An 18,794-nucleotide genomic window follows, 5' to 3' on the forward strand; every position below is an offset into this window, starting at 1 on the left:
CACCGAAGCCGATGCCGGGGCTCACACACACCTTGGCCTTCTCAAGCAGCTGCTTGGCGAATTCGAGCGAGCCCAGTTGCGCATAGGCCGGCGGGATCTTGGCCCAGATGTACATCGAGGCCTTGGGCACCTCGACAGGCCAGCCGGCTTCGGCCAGGCCCTTGGCCAGCACGTCGCGACGCTTCTGGTAGCTGGCTGCGATGTCTTTCACACACTGCTGGTCGCCTTCGAGTGCGGCGATCGCGGCCACCTGCAGCGGCGTGAAGGTGCCGTAGTCGTGGTAGCTCTTGATGCGTGCCAGCGCCGCCACCAGGTCCGGGTTGCCGACCATGAAGCCGATGCGCCAGCCGGCCATGTTGTAGCTCTTGCTGAGCGTGAAGAACTCGACCGCGATGTCCTTTGCACCAGGCACCTGCATGATGCTGGGCGCCTTGAAGCCGTCGTAGACGATGTCGGCGTAGGCCAGGTCGTGCACGACGAAGATGTCGTGCTTCTTGGCCAGTGCGATGACCTTGTGGAAGAAGTCGAGCTCGACACACTGCGCGGTCGGGTTGCTCGGGAAACCCAACACCATCATCTTGGGCTTCGGGTAGCTGCCGCGGATGGTGCGCTCCAGCTCGGCGAAGAAATCCACGCCCGGCACGTTGGGCACCGAGCGGATGTCGGCGCCCGCGATCACCGCGCCGTAGATGTGGATCGGGTAGCTCGGGTCAGGCACCAGCACGGTGTCGCCGCGGTCCAGCGTCGCCAGCATCAGGTGCGCCAGGCCCTCCTTCGATCCGATCGTGACGATCGCCTCCCGCTCCGGGTCGATCTCGACCTGGTAACGATCGCGGTACCAGTGGCTGATCGCGCGACGCAAGCGCGGGATGCCTTTGCTCGCCGAGTAGCCGTGCGTGTCCGGCCGCTGCGCAACCTCGACCAGCTTGGCCACGATGTGCGGTGGCGTTGCCCCATCGGGGTTGCCCATGCTGAGGTCGATGATGTCTTCGCCGCGACGGCGTGCCGCGAGCTTCAGCTCGGCGGTGATGTTGAAGACGTAAGGGGGCAGACGGTCGATGCGCGCAAAGCGGCGCTGACCGGAAGAGCCGGTGGCCATGGAGTGAATACCTTTTCGCCGTAAGCGCCCGGAACCGTCCGAGCGACGAGGGCCGACGCTTTGCGCGCCGGCGAAGCCATCGTATGCGATTCGTGCCGTCGGCGACACTGGGCATATGTCGCCTGCGCCCAACGTATCCCAGTCCGGAACGATCGCGTCGCCCGGGCTTGGAATTTATTTGTCGCACCGCGAACCCACCGCCACCCTCACCGCCTCTTGTTCATCAGGCACGCCATCGGGGCGGGCCACCCAAGCGATGAAGAAAGGTGGATCGACCATGTGGTACGTCAAGAATGTTCCAAACGGCGAGCGGGTGTTGCGGGTGTTGGCCGGACTGATAGGGGCCGGCGCGGCGATGGCGCTATTGCCCGGGCCGTGGTCGTGGCTGGGAGCAGCGTCGGCGGCCGGCCTGACGCTGTCGGGCCTGCTGGGCTTTTGCCCGGCCTGCGCGATGGTCGGCCGCAAGCTGCCCGGCAGCGGGCACTGAGCCGCGATGGGCTTCGCTGCTGAACAGCATGCACCCTTGCTCGCCGCCGCCCACGCCGGAGACGGCCAGGCGATGGAAGCGCTGCTGCGCCTGGCCCGGCCCGACGTGCGGCGTTATGCGCAGCGCCACTGCCTGATCAGCGACGTCGACGACGCGGTGCAGGAAGCCCTGTGGGTGCTGGCGCGCAAGCTGCACCAGCTGCGTGCACTGGCGGCGTTCTCGGGCTGGCTGCTGCGCACGGTGCAGCGCGAGTGCCGGCGCCTGGGCCGCATCGCGCTGCGTTACGACCCATACGACGAGGCGGCCGTCGACGCCTGGCTGGCCCGGCACAACGACGACGCGTTGCGCCACGAGCTGGCCTCGGCGATCGAATCGCTGCCGCCGCACTACCGCGAGGTGCTGCTGCTGCGCGATTTCGAAGAGCTGACGATCGCCGAGATCGCCGCGCGCGTCGGCGACAGCACGGCCGCGGTCAAGAGCCGGCTGCACCGGGCGCGATCCTTGGCGCGCGAGTACCTGCTGGCCTGACGCCACAATCCGGCCATGACCCGTACAGCCCTGATCGCCGCGATGCACGAGGAGCTGGCCGCGTTGTTGCCGGCCATAGAAGACGCCCACATCGAGCGCCGCGGCGGGCGCGAGTTCTGGCTTGGGCGTCTCGGCGGGCACGAGGTGGTCGCGGTGCGCTCGGGCATCGGCAAGGTCGCCGCGGCCGTCACCGCCACCTTGTTGTTAGACCACTACCAAGCCGCGCGGGTGCTGTTTCTCGGCGTGGCCGGTGGCATAGGTGCCGGCGTGCAGGTCGGTGACGTGGTGGTGGCCGACGCGCTGCTGCAGCACGACATGGATGCGTCGCCGCTGTTCCCGCGCCACGAGGTGCCGCTGACCGGGCTGGCGCGCTTTCCGGTCGACACCGACTTCAGCGCCGCGGTGGTTCGAGGCGCCGAGACGGCCTTGCGTGAGCATGCCGACACCGCTGCGCTGCTCGGCCATGGATCGCGGGTGCACCGTGGCCTGATCGTCAGCGGCGATCGGTTTGTCGCCACGGCCGCCGAAAGCGAAGCGCTGCGCCTGGCCCTGCCGGACGCCTTGGCCGTGGAGATGGAAGGCGCCGCGGTGGCCCAGGTCTGCCACACCTTCGGTGCGCCGCTGGCGGTGGTGCGCAGCATTTCCGACCGGGCCGACGACGCGGCCCATGTCGACTTCGGCGTCTTCCTGAACAAGGTCGCCGGCCCGCTGGGGCTGGCGATCGTGCAACAAGCGCTGGGCTGAAAGCCGGCGGCCGCGCGAGCCGCCACTGCGTTCAGTCCGCGCCGATGCGGAAGAAACGCGCGTGGTCGTGCTCGAAAGCGCTGAAGCCAGCGTTCAGCGCGCGCACCGCCGCGGCCGTGTCACCGCCAACCAAAAACCGCAGCGCGCTGTGCGTGCCTTCGAGCGCATAGTCGAAGTGGTCGGCCTCGACACCACCGCCATGCCCACTGTGCACCCCCACCCAGGCGTAGCAGCGGTGGGTCCCGCCGGCCAGATGCACGGTGCTGCGCATCAGGTGCTGCACCAGGTCGTTCTGGTGCTTGCGCAAGTGTTCGTCGATCAGCGAGAACTCCTGGTCGGCCAGCAGCTCCGAGCCCAGGTGGAAGCCGATGGCCCAGAAGACCTGGGCGATGCGCCCTTCGGCCACTGCCGGCTGGCCGGTGTAGCCGGCCAGCACGCCGTCGTTGACGGCCACCAGCTCGGTCGGCTCGTCTTCATCGAGCGCGGCGTCGGGCAGGCCGAAGTAGTTCTTCATGCTGATCAACGCCGCCTGCGCCATGCAGCGGTGGCTGTCGCGCGCCGGGTTGATGTGGTCGTCGTACTCATCGCGCGCGGCGTCGAAGAAGTAGCTCGCGATGTAGTTGCTGCGGTCAGCCACCGCGCGCGGGAAACCCTCTTCGTGGAACAGGCTGCGGCCGTTGCCGATCAGGCTGGACAGGGCTGAGACACCGTTGGCGAAATGGCCGTTCCACGACGCGTAGTGGACGAAGAAACGCAGCAGCTTTGGGCCATCGGTCAGCTGGGCAAGCCGGTCACTCACACGCCGGCGCGCGGCATCGAAATCGACCAGCGCACGCAGCGACGCTTCGCTGACCAGCGCGGCCGTGGGATCAGTTGATTCAGGCATGACTGCTCCTGCGTTTCCTGACGCCGTCAAAGTGTCTTCGACAGCGCCGCCACCGACTCGGCGTCGGGCAAGTGGGCCAGCGATCCGATCAAGGAGTCCTTGACCTGCTGCAGCAGCTCATCGGCGCGCGCTTCGGCGACGCCGGCCTGCTTGGCCAGGTCGAGCACCAGCGCGCGTTCGCCGTCGCTCATGTGGCCGTCGGCATAGGCGGTCATGAAGCACATCAGCACCAGCTGCTCGGTGAAGTCTGCGCCGCCACCGGCGGCCGCCAGCAACTGGTTGACCTGGGCGTGGGTGTGGCCGACCTGGTCGAACTTGGGCATGCCTGGCGCGGCCGACTGTTCGTAGAAGGTGCGGATCAGTTGCTCTTCAGCGGGCTGGACGCCGTCGACATGGGCCACGGCCAGCATGCCGGCGACCAGGGCCGTGACTTGGGCGGGCGTCATCGTGTCATTGGATGGGGTGCTCATTGGCAGCTCCTTGGAAATCCGGGTGAACGGGGTAAGCGGGATCAGCGACCGAGCGCACGCTGGCGCGCGCTGCGCAGTCGGGTCTGGATGTCCTCGATGGACAAGCTCTGGAAGCGGGCTGGCAGCAGCGAACGGCGCGAGGTCTCGGACACCGCCAGCAGCTCCATGAAGTCGATCATGTCGCGCTCTTGCGGCGGCATGAAGTCGTCCTTGGCGCGCTGCAGCGCGTCGAGCAGGCTCAAGGCCGGCTCGCGCTCGCGGAATTCCAGCCCCAGCAGCGTCAGCGCCTCGAGGTCGGCATTCGAGTAGCCACCGAGCGACTCGCACAGCGCCGCGGTGCCGGCCGTGTCGCAGGCCAGCGCCGCGTCGTAGCGCCGCACCACGGCCTGCACCACCGCCGCGCGATCGGCCGCGGTCTCGGCGTAGAAGAACGGGATCTTGCGGTCCATCCGGCCGGGGCGTTTGATGTCGGTGTCGAGCTTGTCGGGCCGGTTGGTCAGCATCACGAACAACACCTGGCCGCGGTTGTCGGTGTCGGACATGAACTCCTTCAGCCGCGCGATCACGCGCGAGCTGGTGCCCTCGTCACCGCCCTCGCCGCCCGAGTTGCCGAAGCTGCGGTCGCCCTCGTCGATCAGCACCGCGATCGGGCCCATCGCCTTGACTGTCGCCAGCACCCGCTCGAGGTTCTTCTCGGTCGAGCCGACCCACTTGGAGCGGAAGTTCTTCAGCGCCACCGCCGACAACCCGGCCTCTTTCAGGAAGGCCTTGATGACGAAGGTCTTGCCGGCGCCCATCGGGCCTACGGCCAGCAGGCCCATCGGCGTCAGCTTGCTGTCGCCTTCGCGCAGCGAGCGCGCGATCTCGAGCAACTCGCCGGTGATGTGCTGGCAGCCGCCGACCGCCGACAAGCCGTGCTTGGGCTCGACGAACTCGATCAGCCCGGCGCACTCCTTCTCGATCAGCTCACGCTTGCGCGCGTGGATCAGCTGCAGCACGTCTTCGTCGAGATCGTCCGACGGCACGCTGCGGGTGGGCTCGACCAACTTGACGATCTCGTCTTCGGTCATGCCGGCGGTGATGCCGGCAAAGCGCTTGGCGCGCTCGGCGGCGTCAGGCGAGCCGGCCAGCAGCTGCAGGATCAGCGCCTCGCGCTCGGCCTCGCTCATCGCGCTGTTGCCGCTGGCGCGCATCAGGCTTTCGATCTGCACCGCGCGCAGCCCGGCCAGGCGTTCGGCATAACGCGCCACCTGAGCGGTGGACAGCTTCGCACCGAGGTGGCGCACGATCTGCGCACGCGCCACGTCGTCGGGCATCGGCACCTCGATCGCCGCCACCTTCGGGTTGTTCAGCAGGCTCTGGTTCAGCGCACCCAGCGTCTCGACGACGATGAAGGTGATGTTGTCGGACGAGTTCAGCTGCCGGTCCAACGACCAGCGGTGGAACAGGTTGCCGACCTTGCGGTCTTCGGACGAGACGAAACCGGCGTCCTCGCCCGGCATCAGCGCATCGGCATAGGGCACGTAGATCGCCGTGCCGTGGCTCTGGCGCAGGTGGCGCTCGAGGCTGTGCAGCTGGGCCATCAGGTCGCCGGCCTGGTCCAGCTCGACGATGCCCTTCAGGCACTGCACGCCGAACTCGGCCGAGACCTCGACCACCGTCGGCTTGGTCTCCTGCACGAAGGGCCCCGTCAGGAAGGCCTTCAGGTCGACGAACTGGCCGCCGATCAGGAAGCTGTCGAAGACGTTGCGGTACAGCACGAAGGTGGACGCTTCGCCGGCGAGGTATTTCTCGCGCAGCTCACGCGCCCAGGCCGGCAGCTCGGGCTTTGCGGCGCTGGAAATGGGGGATGCAGTCATCTCAAGAGTTCCACGGGCGTATCGCTTCGCAAGATGCCGACCGAACCAAGGGGTTTGCGCGGATCCGGCTTAGCCGGTCCGCTGCAAAAGCCCCCTCGGGGGGCAGCGACCGGAAGGGAGCGTGGGGGCTCACAGGCTCTTACCGCCACCGGCCGCGTTGTTGGCTTCCATCGCCTTCTTCATCTGCTCCAGCTGCGCGCGGGCAGTGACGGCGCCGGCGCTGCGGTTGAGCGACTTCAGGCGCTGGTCGAGGTCGGACTCGCGCAGCTCGCTGCCCAGCTTGGCCTCGGCGACACGGCCCTTGATGTGCTCGCGCACACCGGCCAGTGCCTGGACCTCGGCATCGATCGACAGGCCGTCGAGCGATTCCTGGATGTGCAGCCGCGCCTGGGCGCTCTGGAACTTGGCGATCATCCGGTCCTTCTCGGCCTTCAGGCGATCGATCTCGCTCTTCATGTCGAGCAGCGAGGCCTTGGCTTCTTCGGCGTCCTTGTCGGCTTCGACGAAGTCGGCGTCCAGGCCCTGGATGCCTTCGTCCAGCGCGTTCTTCTTCTGGATCAGCACCAGCGCCAGGTCGTCCTGGCTGGTGGCCAGCGCGGCGTTCAGCTGCGCCGTCACCTTGGCCAGCTCGGTCTTGGCGGTCTGCAGCTGGTTTTCCAGGTCGAGCCGGCGCGCGATGATGCGGCCCGAGGCCTGCTTGAGCTTGCTGTACTTCTCGGTCATCGAGGCGATCGAGTTCTGGTACGCGATTTCCGGGTGCTCTTTCTCGATGTCGGTCACCCACAGCGCCACGAAACCTGTCCACAGGTTCCACAGGCGGCTGACGATTGCGTTGTTGGCCATGGTGTCTTACTCGCTTCCTCTGCTGTCTGCACATCGCCACCCGGACGGGCGGCACCTTGTCGTCGAAACTCTCATTGCCCTCAGGGCCGTTGCCCCACCGCACGGCGCGCAGCCGCCGCCTGCGCAGCCTCGCGGTCGGCCGCCACGCTGCCGATACCGGCCAATTCGTAGGGACGCTCCAGATCCAGCGCGACCTGCTCGGCCAGCTTGAGCTTGGACATCGACTCTTCCAGCATCTGGCTCAGGTTGCCGTCGCGCGGCGCACTCATCACCATCTGGTAGACCTCTTCGAGCCGGATCGGCATCGCCACCAGCGTCGCTTCGAGCGCGCTGCGACGCGACGCGATCCGCCCTTGGCGCGACAGCGCCTCTTCGTACTCGGCCTTGGCGCGCCGCAGCTGGGTCTGCTCTTCCTGGTCGAGGTTGCCACCGGCCAGGCGCTCGTCGACCGCGCGCAGCTTGCGGTGCACGCTGGAAATCAAATCATTGGCCTGCGGGTTGCGCAGCACCGCGTCGCTGACGCACATGCGCAGATAGTCCAGCGTCAGGTCGTCGAGCTGCTCGACTTCGCGTGTGGTCAGGCTGGTGCTGCGGTCGCTCGCCGTGCGGTACAGCGAGGCCACGCGGTTGCACATCTGCTCGAAGCTGCGCAGGTGGTTGGAGCCGCCGTGCGAATGCACCTCGCGCAGCAGCGTCTCACGGCGGGCATCGCGCTGCTCGCGCCGCACCCGCTCGTTGACTGCGAGCTGGAAGTTCGGCAGCCCGGGCACGATCGCCAGGCCGATCATCTCGAGCGCGGACAGGCCCAGCAGGCCGAGTACCAGCGCATCGGCACCGAACGGGAACGACGCCAGCACCGACGCCGCGGTGACACCCATCACCATCAGCTGGTTCTTGCGGTGCCAGAGAAAGGCCTGCCAGTACGAGGGCTTGTCGTCGTTGTCGCTCATCCCAGCCTCACACGCTGACCCTCAGGTTGCCGTTGGCGCCCGAGGTCCGCAGGTGGCCGACGACTTGCTCGTGCAGCCGGCGCGCTTCGGCACTCATCAACCAGTCGGCGCTGCGCGGCTGCCGCAGCGGGATGTGGAAGTCCTCGATCACCTGAGCTGGCTGGCCCGACAGCACGATGACCCGGTCGCCGACCAGCAGCGCCTCGGTCACGTCGTGGGTCACGAAAACCACCACGCAGGGGTGCGCTACGTGCAGCTTGCACAGCAGCGTCTGCATGTTGGTGCGGGTCTGCGCGTCGAGCGCACCGAAGGGCTCGTCCATCAACAGCACCTTGGGCCGCAGCACCAGCGCCCGCGCCAGCGCGACGCGTTGGTTCTGCCCGCCCGACAACTGCGACGGGTACTGGTCGCGCTTGTCGGCCAGGCCCACCTCCTGCAGCATCTGGTCGACGCGTTCCTTCGCGTCCTTCTCGGTCACGCGGCGCTTCCACTCGCTGAAGGTGAACGGGTACATCACGTTCTGCCACACCGTCAGGTCGGGCCGGTTGGCGTAGTGCTGGAACACCATCACCGCGTCCGGGTGCGGGCCGATGCAAGGCTCGCCGCCGATCTCGATCCGGCCTGAGGTCGGCGTCTTGACATTCCACGGCCGCACGCCGCCGAGCATGCGCAACAGCGTCGACTTGCCGCAGCCCGAGGCACCGAGCAGCATGTTGATCGACGGCGCTTCAAAGCTCAGCGAGACGCGGTCGAGCACGCGCAGCGTGCCGCCATCGGCGCGGGCGTACTCCTGCACGATGTCGGTCGCGGCCAGCAGCGGCTTTACCTTCGCCGGTGCGGCCGGAGGGGCGACAGGCGGCACTGCACTCATTCCTTCGTTTCCCATTTGTACAGCGCCCGCTTGAGCGCCATCAGCCCCTGGTAGGTCAGCAGCGCCACCGCCATGATGACGATGATGCCGGCAAAGACCTGGTCGGTCGCGCTCAGGCGCCGAGCGTTGGCGATCAGCTGGCCGAGGCCCTCTTGCGCGTTGACGTATTCGGCCACCGTGATGTACGTCCAGCTGACCGACACGCCGACGATGATCGCGTCCATGATGCGCGGCATCGCCAGCGGCACCAGCACCTTGCGGATGCATTCCCACGACGTCGCGCCGATGTCCTGCGCGCTGACCAGATACCCTTCAGGCACCGCGCGGATCGCGTCGCGCACCAGCGGCGTCAGGTAGACGATCGAGCCGACGAACAGGAAGGCGATCTTCATGAATTCGCCGATGCCGAACCACATCACCATGATCGGCAGCAGCGCCGCGACAGGCGCCGAGCGGAACGGGTCGATCAGCGGCGAGAAGACCGCGTTGATGCGTGGCGACGCGCCCATCAGCACCCCGAGCGGGATGCCGATCACGATCACCAGCGCCGACGCGGTGGCCACGCGGCCGACCGACCACAAGGTGGCCGACGCGAGCTGGCTGTGCCCTTCGTACCAGCCGAGGTAGGCCAGCGCCTGCGCCACGGCCCACGGCGACGGCAGCTGGTTCTTGCTCAGCCAGCCCGAAGCCGACAGCGCCGTCCAGGCCAGCAGCACGACCAGCACGCTGCCCAGGCCGAGCAGCCGCTGCTGCGCCGGCTCCAGCGTGCGGTAGGGGTTCCAGAAATCGGTCATTGGAGCCCCTCGCCCGACGAGTACATCGGTCGATCCCCCGAGGGGATGCGGGCCGGCTTGGGAGCGGCCCTGCGCTCGGCCCGCGAGGTCAACCTCGGATGTCTCATGCTATTTGCTGAACACCGCCAGCCGGGTCGACCGGTTCAGCGCTCGGCAGTTGTCCAGCGTCATGTCAGCGGCCTCCGGGCTGGCCTCGTCACACAGCGGGTGCGACGAGCCGTGGCCAGTGACGCGCAAACGGGCACGCGGCACTTCCCACTGCTTTTCCAGGTAGTCGGCGACCGACTTGGCGCGCGCCAGCGACAGCGACTGGTTGGCCGCGGCCGAGCCGACCGAGTCGGTGTTGCCGCTGAGCTCGAAGTAGGCGCTGCCGTTGTTCTCGATGAACGGCACCATCTCCTTGTCGATCAACAGCTGGGCCTTCTTCGACAGCTCGAACGAGCCCGACGCAAAAGTCACCGACACCGGCTTGGTCACGACAGCCGGCGTGGCCATCGCAGCCGCTCGGCCTTGCTCGGAATAGGTTTCGGTCGGCTTGGCGGCCTGGGCCTGCGCCTGGGTGTTGCGCTGCAGCGCTTTCTTGACGAAGCGCAGGTCGAAGCTGTCTTGCGGCGGGATCACCGGCGACTTCGGGTTCGCAAGCGATCCTTCGGCGCGGTAGATCTGGTCGAAGCGGCCGTAGACCCGCTCGTAGTGGTTCACGCCACCAGCCAGCCCCAGGATGCGGGCGTTGTCGGCCAGATCGGTCCACAGCAGGTTGGCGAACAGCGACTTGATGAACGGCGCGCCTTCCTTGGCGGCGAGCAGCTTGAAGAACTCTTCAGTCTCGACCAGGGCCTGCACCGCGTTGTCGGGGTTGGCGCGGGCGGCCGTGACGCCGTCCATCCAGCCGTCGACAAAGGCCTGGAACACGGCCTCGTTGTCGGGCTTGGCCAGCTCGCGCTGGTCACAGACCATCATGTCGTAGATCAGGTTGTTGGCGGTCTTGGTCGAGTAGACGACATGCGCACCCTTGACCTCGCGTAGCGCCAGCGACAGGTCCGGATCCCACAGCACCGCCGCGTCGACGTTGYCGGCGGTGAAGGCTGCGCGCACCCCCGCAGTGCCCTCTTCGGGCTTGATGAACACCGGCTTGATCTGCTTCTTCTGGCGCGCGGTCAGCGAGGCACTGTCGATCGCGTCGATCAGCATGCCGTGCGACGGCGTGTACTGCAGCAGCGCCACGCTCTTGCCGGCCAGGTCTTCGATCTTCTGGACGCTGGCGTCCTTGGCGATCACCGCATCACCGCCCTGGGTGTTGTCGACCAGCATCACGCCCTTGCCGTCGTGGCCGGAGTTGCGCAGGTTCGGGTGCTCCTGGGCCCAGAAGTCGGACGTGCGCCAGGCGCACTGCGCGGTCTTGGCTTCGAACAGCGTGGTCAGCGTCGGGATGTCGTCGTTGATGACGAATTCGACGTTCAGGCCCAGCTTGGCGTAGATCGAGCCCGGCTTGGTCTTCAGGCTGTTGCCGTTGGCCACCAGCGCCGGCGCGTAGCCGTGGAAGCTGACCAGGCTGACGCGCAGCGGGTTGCCCGCGCTGCCCAGCTTGCCGCTGACCGGCCCGGCCGGCTTGGCTGGAGCCGCTGCGCCGCCGCCTGCCGGGGCGGTGCTGCTGTTGTCGGCCGCCTGACCGCTGCCGCCGATGGTGTGGCCGGCGACCGTGATGCCGCCATCCTTCAGCTTGTCCTTCAGGACGAAGTTCCAGCCGATCGAGCCTACGAGGCCCAGGCCGATGATCAGAAGAAGCCCTTTGGTGAGGCCCGTCATCTGGTATGCCATGCCCGCCGATTCCTTATGGGGTGAGGTTGGTCTTGAACTGCGCAATCAAACCGCGAAAGTCAGCGGCCGCGCGCGACAGCGTCGCCAGTTCCTGGCTGACCGCTTCTTTCTTCGATTGCAGCGCCGATTCGATCGCGGCACTTTCCTGCGCACCGCGCGTGACCTCGCGGGTCAGCAGCCCTTCGAGGTCGGCGATCTGGCGCTTGACTTCGGCAACCGCCGCTTCCTGCTTGCGGCGCAACTCGGCCAGCTCCGCCTGCGCCTGCGTTTCGGCCTGGCCCAGGCCGGCGCGCAGGCCGGAAGCGTGTTGTTCGATCGCGGCGACCTTGGCCGCGGCGTCGCCCAGTGGGTCTTCGATGGTCCAGGATTCGTCGGCGGCGTCGATCGCGTGGATGGTCTGCCGGCGCATCGCCTCGTCCATCGCGTTCAGCCCGGCCACCAGGCGCAGCAGGCGTTMGGCTGGGTAGTTGCAGGCCGGTACCTGGCCGGCGGTGTAGACCTGCTCCAGCGTCTGGCCGTCAGGCACCGGGACTGCCGGGGCGGAGTGCGTATCGGCAATCTGGCTGCCCGCCGGTGCGGCCGGTTCGGGCGCCGCGCCGCTGTCTGCGGCCGCGTCCGGGCTGGGCGGAACGTAGTCGTCGCCCGCACCTTCCTGGCGGACCAGACCGGCCCTCTCCAAGAGGCTCATCATTCCCTTCATCGGCCCTCCTGCTCGCTTGATGCTGTTGGCAGCGCGAATCCTCTCACATCCGCTCACCCCGGCGCGCAGATGCATCGAAGGCGGATAGCGGCGTCAGATCAGGGCGGCATCCAGGATTTCAACCCAGTGTTTGACCGGTCTTGCGCTGGCCGACTGCAGGTGCTGGATGCAGCCGATGTTGGCCGAGACGATGGTGTCGGCCGCGATCGGCGCCAGCGCCTTCAGCTTTCGGTCGCGCAGCTGGACCGACAACTCAGGCTGCAGCACCGAATAGGTGCCGGCCGAGCCGCAGCACAAATGGCTATCGACCGGGGCCGTCTGGACGTCGAACCCGAGTGCGGCCAGGTGGGTTTCGACGCCGCCGCGCAGCTGCTGGCCGTGCTGCAAGGTACACGGCGGGTGATAGGCCAGCGTCACCGGCTCGCTGCGGCGCGCGGCCAGCTTGGGCAGCAGCGCCGGCACCAGGTCCGGCAGCAGCTCACTCAAATCCCTGGTCGCTTCGCTGATGCGCCGAGCCTTGTCGGCGTAGTCCGGGTCATGGGCCAGCGCGTGGCCGTACTCCTTCACCGTCACGCCGCAGCCCGACGCGTTCATCACAATCGCCTCGACCCGGCCCGCTTCGGTCAGCCCCTCGACCAGCGGCCACCATGCGTCGATGTTGCGGCGCATGTCGGCCAGGCCGCCCTCGTGGTCGTTCAAATGCGTACGGATCGCGCCGCAGCAGCCGGCGTCGTCGGCGACCAGCGTCTGGATGCCGGCGGCGTCGAGCACGCGAGCGGTGGCCGAGTTGATGTTGGGCATCATCGTCGGCTGCACACAGCCGAGCAGCAGCAGCACCTTGCGCGGGTGCGTGCGGGTCGGCCAGCGGTGCGCATCGGCGCCGGCTCGCTCCGGCACCTTGGCCTTCAGCGCGGCCGGCAACAGAGGCCGGACCAGCTGGCCCAACTTCATCGCCGGGCCGAACAGCGGCGAGGTCAGGCCTTCTTTCAACAACCAGCGCGTCGCGCGCTCACCGGCCGGCCGCTCGACCTTGGCCTCGACGACGCGGCGGCCGATGTMGACCAGCTCGCCGTAGCGCACACCACTCGGGCAGGTCGATTCGCAGTTGCGGCAGGTCAGGCAGCGGTCCAGGTGCAGTTGCGTCGCACGCGTCGGCTCCGCGCCTTCGAGCACCTGCTTCATCAGGTAGATGCGGCCTCGCGGCCCGTCCAGCTCGTCGCCGAGCAGCTGGTAGGTCGGGCAGGTCGCGGTGCAGAAGCCGCAGTGCACGCACGAGCGCAGGATGGCCTCGGCCGCCTCACCGTCGGGCGTGCCTTTGAACTCGGGGGAGAGGTTGGTCTGCATCTCAGCCGGCGCCGGGCCGCCCCAAGGCGGCTGAACGTCCCCTCGGGGGACAGGAGCGAAGCGACGTTGGGGTCGACATGTCAGGCAAGCGTGTAGTCGAGCAGCCAGTAGTAGGTGAACTCGGTCCAGCGCGAATTTCGAGCCCGCGCGCCCAACGCGGCGAACGCCTCGTCGCGGGTCGGGAAGTTCTTCAGCACCTCGTGCGTCGAGCCATCGGCGAGGGTGCGCTGCTGGTAGGTGTTGCCCTCGGCATCACGGCGCGACAGCGGGATGTTGCTGCCCTCGACGAAACGGTTGTCGCAGACCAGCACCCGCGCGCCGAGTTCGAGTCGGTCGTGCAAGGTCGCCAGCCAGCCGGCCAACCGAGCCAGCGGCACATGTGACCACCAGAAGCCGGCGAAAGCCGCGTCGAAACGCTCGTCGGGCCGCAGGCCTTCGAGGGTGTAGGCGTCGGCACGGCGGAACTCGACGGTCGCCGGCATCCGCTTGGCCTGCGCCACCGCCATCGTCTCGGGGTTCACGTCGGTGGCCAGCCAGTGCGCGGCGCGGGCGGCGCCGTGCGGCGTCCACCAGCCGGTGCCGCAGGCGACTTCGAGCACGCGACGGTCGGCGAAGGGCTCGGCCAGCGCGGCTTCCAGCGCACGGATGTCGGCTTGACGTTCAGGCTTGAAGTAGACCTGCTCGTACTCGCTCGCGCGGCGGGCGTAGTAGTCGGCCATGCTGGCTTCGGTGGCGTGGCTCATTCGCTCATTCGTTTTGCGTGCCGAGACGGCCGGGGTTGAACAGGCCGTGCGGGTCAAACGCTGCCTTCAGCGCACGCTGAAGCTTCGCCTGCGCCGGCGGCAACGGATGGAAGGCGCCGCCGGTCTTGTCGCCGCGCCAGATCGTTGCGTGGCCCAGCGCGTCGGTGGCGGCTTCGCGCACGCGCGCTGGAGGCTCGTCGCTGACCAGCCAGCGCTGCGCACCACCCCATTCGATCAATTGCTCGCCGTGCAGTTCGACGCGCGGCGCGGTGGCGGCCACCGACAGGCGCCATAGCCGCGAACCGGCTGCCACCGCCTCCGCGACTTGGTCGAAATACTCGTCGTGCTGGTCGCGCAGGCCGGTCCAGAAACCATTGGCCAGATCGTCCGGAATGCGCTCACCGCCCAGCCGTTGTGCGGCCGAAGCGACCGCTGCCTGCGCCCCTTGCAGACGCAGGATCAGCGCCCCGTCCCACCAGGCACTGGCCGACAGCGGCAAGGCCTGGCCGGCCCATTCGTTGACGTGGCGCAGCGCATTGGCCTGGTCCATGTCGAAACGCAGCGTGGTGCAGCCAGGGGCGGCGGGCAAGACCTTCAGCGACACCTCGCAGATGATGCCCAGCTGCCCCATCGAGCCGGCCAGCGCCCGCGACACGTCGTAGCCGGCGACGTTCTTCATCACCTGGCCGCCGAAGCTCAGCACCTCGCCACAGCCGTTGACGATCGTCGCGCCGAGCAGGTAGTCGCGCACGCCACCGACCGCGGCGCGCGCTGGCCCGGCCAGACCAGCGGCGACCATGCCGCCGACTGTCGAGCCTTCGGCATAGTGCGGCGGCTCGAACGGCAGGCACTGGCCCTTCTCCGCCAACGCCGCCTCCAACTCGGCCAGCGGCGTGCCGGCCCGCACCGTCACCACCAGCTCAGTCGGCTCGTAGGCGCTGATGCCGGCCAACGGCTTGATGTCGAGCGACTCGCCGCGCAACTCGCCACCGTAGAAATCTTTCGTGCCACCGCCGACGATGCGCAGCGGCCGGCGCCTGTCGGCCGCGTCGCGCACCGCGTCGACCAGCCGCTGCAAGGGCGCGTCCAGCACGGCGCTCAAAACCGCTCCAGGTCCGCAAAGGGCAGCAGGCCCTTCTTGACGTGCATCTTCCCGTACTCGGCGCAGCGCTGCAGCGTCGGCAGCAGCTTGCCGGGGTTCAGCAGCTCGTGCGGATCGAAGGCGTTCTTCAGCGCCCGCATCTGCGCGATCTCTTCGGGGCTGAACTGCACGCACATCGAGTTCAGCTTCTCGACACCGACGCCGTGCTCGCCGGTCACCGTGCCGCCCATCGCGACGCTGGTCTCCAGGATGTCGGCGCCGAACAGCTCGGCCCGGTGCAACTGGTCCGGGTCGTTGGCGTCGAACAGGATCAGCGGGTGCAGGTTGCCGTCGCCGGCATGGAAGACGTTGCAGCAGCGCAGGCCGTATTTCGTTTCCATCTGCGCGATCGCGATCAGGATGTCGGCCAGGCGCTTGCGCGGGATGGTCGAGTCCATGCACATGTAGTCAGGGCTGATGCGGCCCGAGGCCGGGAACGCATTCTTGCGCCCACTCCAGAACTTCAGCCGCTGCGCCTCGTTGGCCGAGACCTCCATCCGCGCCGCGCCGCTGCCGGCCAGCACGTCCATCATGCGGCCGATCTCTTCTTCGACCTCTTCAGGCGTACCGTCGCTCTCGCACAGCAGAATCGCTTCGGCGTTGAGGTCGTAACCGGCGTGGACGAAGTCTTCGACCGCGGCCGTCATCGGCTTGTCCATCATCTCCAGCCCCGCCGGGATGATGCCGGCGCCGATGATCGCGGCCACCGCGTCGCCGGCTTTGCGGATGTCGTCGAAGCTGGCCATGATGCAGCGCGCCAGCAGCGGCTTGGGCGTCAGCTTGACAGTCACCTCGGTGACCACTGCCAGCATGCCTTCGCTGCCGACGACCAGCGGCAGCAGGTCCAGCCCCGGCGCGTCGAGCGCGTCACCACCGAACTCGACCAACTCGCCGTCGACGGTGAAGCCCTTGACCTTCATCACGTTGTGCAGCGTCAGCCCGTACTTCAGGCAGTGCACACCGCCCGAGTTCTCGGCCACGTTGCCGCCGATCGTGCAGGCGATCTGGCTCGACGGGTCCGGCGCGTAGTACAGGCCCAGCGGCGCCGCGGCCTCGCTGATGGCCAGGTTGCGCACACCGCATTGCACGACCGCCGTGCGGCTGAGCTTGTCGAGCTTCAGGATGCGGTTGAACTTGGCCAGGCTCAGCGTCACGCCCAGCTCGTGCGGCATCGCACCACCGGACAGGCCGGTGCCGGCGCCGCGGGCCACCACCGGCACCTTCAGTGCAACGCAGGCTTTCAAGACGGCGCCGACCTGGGCCTCAGTCTCGGGCAGCGCGACCACCAGCGGGCGCTGGCGGTAGGCGGTCAGGCCGTCGCATTCGTACGGCGTGGTGTCTTCGCTGCTCCACAGCAGCGCATGCGGTGGCAGCACGGCCTGCAAAGCGGCTACCACCTCGCGCTGGCGGGCGGCGCGCGAAGGCGCCTCGGAGGGAGACGAAGAAACGGTCACCGCAGACATCAGCGGCGACTGTAGCAACGCGAGTTGAATCGCGGCTGAAGAATTCGCCGGTGTGCCGATCGAAAAGTCCGGTCTGTTGCGGGTCGACCGGACCTTCGTCAGCTGCGCTTCTTCGCCGGCGCCTTCTTGGCCGTCGCGGCGCGGGCCGCCTTCACGCCGCCCCCCACCGCCTGGGCCGCGACCTTGGTCGCCTTCACCGGCACCTGCGCACCCAACTCGACTGCGCGCTTGATGGTCTCGCCGGCCGCGTCGAAGCTTTGCTTGACCATCGCGCCGGCCAGATTCTTGGCCGCGTCGGTGGCGGTGTCCTTCATCGCACCGGCGGCCAGGGTGGTGAACTGCTTGGTCAGCGCACCCCACCACTGCATCGGGTCGACCGTGCCCATCGGCGTCTCGACCTGGGTCTTGCCTGCGCTTGCGCGAGCTTTCTTCGCGGCGGGCCGGGGCGCCGGAGCTTCTTCCGGCTCGTCCGCCTCGGGTGCCTCTGGCTCCGGTACCTTCAGCTTGATCGAGTCGCGCAGCTCGCCCATCTGCACGTTCATCGTCTTCAGCGTCGACAGCGTCATGCGCTGCACTTCGAGCGCCTGGATCGTCGCGCCCAGCATGCGCGCGTTCTGTTCGAGCCAGAACTGCACCGTGCGCAGCTCTTCGATGCGCTTTTCCAGTTCCTCGGGGTTCAGCGTCGGCGCGATCCACTGGCCCATGTTGGGCAGCGCGGCGCCGGCGTTCTTGACCAGCCCCTGCAGGAAATCGAAGCCCGGAACCATCTTGGTGAAACTGGCTGCATCGGCCATCGCACGCCCCTTCTTGCTTGCTGGGATGGCGGCGATGGTACGCCCGGCCGACGGCGCAGTCGCTTCAGCGAGACCCGGGCGCGGCCGTGTGTTTCGTCAGCGCGACGCTGCCGCGGCCGGCGGCGCCACGGCCTCGATGCGCTGGACCTCGAATCCGCGCGCCTTCAGCAAGGTCGGCAAGCCCACGTCGCCGATCATGTGCAAGGCGCCAACCGCCATGAAGATCTGCTCGCCCGCGTCGTGCCGGGCCTGCAGCTGGGCCGCCATCGCCACGTTACGCTCGTCGAGCAAGCGGTGCATCAGGCGCTTGTCCTCGTCGCTGTCGACGCAGTGGCACCAGTCGGCGTAGCTGCTCAACTCGGCCCAGTCCGAACGGGCCCAGGCTTCGGCCAGCCGCTGCAGCGTCGGCAAGGCATGGCCGCTCTCCAGCTCGTCCAGCGCATGGCCGACGAAGGTTTCGGTCTCGCCAGACGTGGGCTGCAGCAGCAGGCCGATCTGGCTCTCGGGCGTTTCGAGCGACAGCACCGGCTTGCGGATGCCGCGCGCATAACCGGCCAGGAAGCCGTCAATGCCGTAAGCCGGCTCCAGTCCGGCCCGCCGGCCGATCATCACGGTCAGCGTCACTGCCTGCATCTCGGGCTTCAGCGCCGCCAGCTCCTTGCCGGCGCAGGCCCTGTCCATCTGCACGCGCAGGCGGCGCTGCACCGGGCCGGTCAACGCCGGCTGCCCGGGCGGGGCCGCCAGCACCGTCATCAGGCGGCGCTGGACGTCCGGGTCCAGCATGTCCAGCTCCAGCGCCACCTGGTCGACAGCCTGCAGCGCGTTGCGCACCTGCGGCCCGGGGAACATCCACGGCTTGCGAGCGACATGCAGCGTGCCGTAGAGCCACGAAGTCTTGCCACCCTTGCTGACACGCCAGAGGAAGCCGCGGTCGATGGCCTCTTGCATGCCGCGCTGCACGTCGTCGGCGGTCAGCGGTGTCGGTTGTGGCGGACAGGCTTCTGCCGCCTGCGCGGAGCGCACGGCGGGCGGTGCCGCCCACAAGACCAGGGCGGCTGCGATACCCGCGATCCAGGCGATCAGCTTCATGCCGGCTCCACCACGGTCTGCTCGATCGCGCCGAACAGGCTGTGCCCGTCCTTGCCCTTCATCTCGATGTGGATGGTGTCGCCGTACTGCATGAACGCGGTCTTGGCCTCGCCCTGGTTGATCATTTCCAGCGCGCGCTTCTCTGCGATGCAGCTGTAGCCGCGCGAGGCG

The 18,794-nt window shown here is 68.0% G+C and carries 19 protein-coding genes and 1 pseudogene; 3 read left to right on the forward strand and 17 right to left on the reverse strand.

From position 1 onward, the window contains the following. The coding region (gene alaC, locus AC1DYI_RS09525; protein ID WP_477203859.1) for an alanine transaminase at positions 1–1,099 on the reverse strand (1,099 nt) is incomplete at its 3' end. A gap of 277 nt (positions 1,100–1,376) precedes the next feature. Between alaC and AC1DYI_RS09530 the strand changes: the two genes are divergently transcribed. From AC1DYI_RS09530 to AC1DYI_RS09540, 3 genes are read left to right on the forward strand one after another with little or no spacing between them, the layout of a single operon-like run. Then, a complete protein-coding gene (locus AC1DYI_RS09530) occupies positions 1,377–1,586 on the forward strand; it encodes a YgaP family membrane protein (protein WP_477203860.1) in 210 nt (69 codons plus the stop codon). Positions 1,587–1,592: 6 nt separating this feature from the next. Then, complete coding sequence (locus AC1DYI_RS09535; RefSeq protein WP_477203861.1) at positions 1,593–2,114, forward strand: RNA polymerase sigma factor; 522 nt, start codon at positions 1,593–1,595, stop codon at positions 2,112–2,114. A gap of 15 nt (positions 2,115–2,129) precedes the next feature. Beyond that, positions 2,130–2,858, forward strand: coding sequence for a 5'-methylthioadenosine/adenosylhomocysteine nucleosidase (locus AC1DYI_RS09540; RefSeq protein ID WP_477203862.1), 729 nt, complete (start codon positions 2,130–2,132; stop codon positions 2,856–2,858). A 31-nt stretch (positions 2,859–2,889) separates the two neighbouring features. Here the strand turns inward: AC1DYI_RS09540 and AC1DYI_RS09545 are convergent, their stop codons facing one another. The 16 genes and pseudogenes from AC1DYI_RS09545 to AC1DYI_RS09620 all read right to left on the reverse strand — a co-directional run. Continuing rightward, the gene (locus AC1DYI_RS09545; protein ID WP_477203863.1) at positions 2,890–3,744 is read right to left on the reverse strand and encodes a hypothetical protein; all 855 of its coding nucleotides are present in this window, start codon (positions 3,742–3,744) and stop codon (positions 2,890–2,892) included. A gap of 26 nt (positions 3,745–3,770) precedes the next feature. Continuing rightward, positions 3,771–4,214: a hypothetical protein gene (locus tag AC1DYI_RS09550; RefSeq protein WP_477203864.1), complete on the reverse strand. Its 444-nt coding sequence runs from the start codon at positions 4,212–4,214 to the stop codon at positions 3,771–3,773. A gap of 41 nt (positions 4,215–4,255) precedes the next feature. Continuing rightward, a complete protein-coding gene (locus AC1DYI_RS09555; protein WP_477203865.1) occupies positions 4,256–6,073 on the reverse strand; it encodes an ATP-binding protein in 1,818 nt (605 codons plus the stop codon). A gap of 129 nt (positions 6,074–6,202) precedes the next feature. After that, entirely contained in the window at positions 6,203–6,916 is a 714-nt protein-coding gene (locus AC1DYI_RS09560) for a PspA/IM30 family protein (protein ID WP_477203866.1), read from the reverse strand. 80 nt (positions 6,917–6,996) lie between these two features. After that, the gene (locus AC1DYI_RS09565) at positions 6,997–7,866 is read right to left on the reverse strand and encodes a hypothetical protein (protein ID WP_477203867.1); all 870 of its coding nucleotides are present in this window, start codon (positions 7,864–7,866) and stop codon (positions 6,997–6,999) included. A gap of 7 nt (positions 7,867–7,873) precedes the next feature. Next, the gene (locus AC1DYI_RS09570) at positions 7,874–8,728 is read right to left on the reverse strand and encodes an ABC transporter ATP-binding protein (RefSeq protein WP_477203868.1); all 855 of its coding nucleotides are present in this window, start codon (positions 8,726–8,728) and stop codon (positions 7,874–7,876) included. A 5-nt stretch (positions 8,729–8,733) separates the two neighbouring features. Further along, a complete protein-coding gene (locus AC1DYI_RS09575; protein ID WP_477203869.1) occupies positions 8,734–9,531 on the reverse strand; it encodes an ABC transporter permease in 798 nt (265 codons plus the stop codon). 108 nt (positions 9,532–9,639) lie between these two features. Then, on the reverse strand, positions 9,640–11,349 hold the full coding sequence (locus AC1DYI_RS09580) for an OmpA family protein (protein ID WP_477203870.1): 1,710 nt from the start codon (positions 11,347–11,349) through the stop codon (positions 9,640–9,642). A 13-nt stretch (positions 11,350–11,362) separates the two neighbouring features. After that, positions 11,363–12,037 (reverse strand): methyl-accepting chemotaxis protein, encoded by a 675-nt coding sequence (locus AC1DYI_RS09585; RefSeq protein WP_477203871.1) that lies wholly within the window; start codon positions 12,035–12,037, stop codon positions 11,363–11,365. A gap of 105 nt (positions 12,038–12,142) precedes the next feature. After that, positions 12,143–13,393: a glycolate oxidase subunit GlcF gene (gene glcF / locus AC1DYI_RS09590; RefSeq protein WP_477203872.1), complete on the reverse strand. Its 1,251-nt coding sequence runs from the start codon at positions 13,391–13,393 to the stop codon at positions 12,143–12,145. Positions 13,394–13,473: 80 nt separating this feature from the next. Continuing rightward, on the reverse strand, positions 13,474–14,136 hold the full coding sequence (locus AC1DYI_RS09595; protein ID WP_477203873.1) for a class I SAM-dependent methyltransferase: 663 nt from the start codon (positions 14,134–14,136) through the stop codon (positions 13,474–13,476). A gap of 4 nt (positions 14,137–14,140) precedes the next feature. Beyond that, positions 14,141–15,238 carry a glycolate oxidase subunit GlcE gene (gene glcE / locus AC1DYI_RS09600; RefSeq protein WP_477203874.1) on the reverse strand — a complete coding sequence of 366 codons (1,098 nt, stop codon included), beginning with the start codon at positions 15,236–15,238 and terminating at the stop codon, positions 14,141–14,143. Next, positions 15,235–16,740: an FAD-linked oxidase C-terminal domain-containing protein gene (locus AC1DYI_RS09605; protein ID WP_477203875.1), complete on the reverse strand. Its 1,506-nt coding sequence runs from the start codon at positions 16,738–16,740 to the stop codon at positions 15,235–15,237. Before AC1DYI_RS09605 ends, glcE begins: the two co-directional genes overlap by 4 nt. A gap of 98 nt (positions 16,741–16,838) precedes the next feature. Further along, positions 16,839–17,534: a PhaM family polyhydroxyalkanoate granule multifunctional regulatory protein gene (locus AC1DYI_RS09610; protein WP_477203876.1), complete on the reverse strand. Its 696-nt coding sequence runs from the start codon at positions 17,532–17,534 to the stop codon at positions 16,839–16,841. Between the two features lie 96 nt (positions 17,535–17,630). After that, on the reverse strand, positions 17,631–18,623 hold the full coding sequence (locus AC1DYI_RS09615; RefSeq protein ID WP_477203877.1) for a TraB/GumN family protein: 993 nt from the start codon (positions 18,621–18,623) through the stop codon (positions 17,631–17,633). Then, positions 18,620–18,794 (reverse strand): annotated as a pseudogene (locus tag AC1DYI_RS09620) (fumarylacetoacetate hydrolase family protein); the annotation flags it as partial. The gene AC1DYI_RS09615 and the pseudogene AC1DYI_RS09620, both read right to left, overlap by 4 nt.

The sequence above is a fragment of the Ideonella sp. P3_A4 genome, assembly GCF_056403075.1.

Bases quoted from the DNA above. Each gene is read 5' to 3' on its own strand.
- AC1DYI_RS09550 (WP_477203864.1), bottom strand. From the start codon at position 4,214: ATGAGCACCCCATCCAATGACACGATGACGCCCGCCCAAGTCACGGCC.
- AC1DYI_RS09595 (WP_477203873.1), bottom strand. From the start codon at position 14,136: ATGAGCCACGCCACCGAAGCCAGCATGGCCGACTACTACGCCCGCCGC.
- AC1DYI_RS09605 (WP_477203875.1), bottom strand. From the start codon at position 16,740: ATGTCTGCGGTGACCGTTTCTTCGTCTCCCTCCGAGGCGCCTTCGCGC.
- AC1DYI_RS09565 (WP_477203867.1), bottom strand. From the start codon at position 7,866: ATGAGCGACAACGACGACAAGCCCTCGTACTGGCAGGCCTTTCTCTGG.
- AC1DYI_RS09615 (WP_477203877.1), bottom strand. From the start codon at position 18,623: ATGAAGCTGATCGCCTGGATCGCGGGTATCGCAGCCGCCCTGGTCTTG.
- AC1DYI_RS09610 (WP_477203876.1), bottom strand. From the start codon at position 17,534: ATGGCCGATGCAGCCAGTTTCACCAAGATGGTTCCGGGCTTCGATTTC.
- AC1DYI_RS09575 (WP_477203869.1), bottom strand. From the start codon at position 9,531: ATGACCGATTTCTGGAACCCCTACCGCACGCTGGAGCCGGCGCAGCAG.
- AC1DYI_RS09545 (WP_477203863.1), bottom strand. From the start codon at position 3,744: ATGCCTGAATCAACTGATCCCACGGCCGCGCTGGTCAGCGAAGCGTCG.
- AC1DYI_RS09535 (WP_477203861.1), top strand. From the start codon at position 1,593: ATGGGCTTCGCTGCTGAACAGCATGCACCCTTGCTCGCCGCCGCCCAC.
- AC1DYI_RS09555 (WP_477203865.1), bottom strand. From the start codon at position 6,073: ATGACTGCATCCCCCATTTCCAGCGCCGCAAAGCCCGAGCTGCCGGCC.
- AC1DYI_RS09530 (WP_477203860.1), top strand. From the start codon at position 1,377: ATGTGGTACGTCAAGAATGTTCCAAACGGCGAGCGGGTGTTGCGGGTG.
- AC1DYI_RS09560 (WP_477203866.1), bottom strand. From the start codon at position 6,916: ATGGCCAACAACGCAATCGTCAGCCGCCTGTGGAACCTGTGGACAGGT.
- AC1DYI_RS09540 (WP_477203862.1), top strand. From the start codon at position 2,130: ATGACCCGTACAGCCCTGATCGCCGCGATGCACGAGGAGCTGGCCGCG.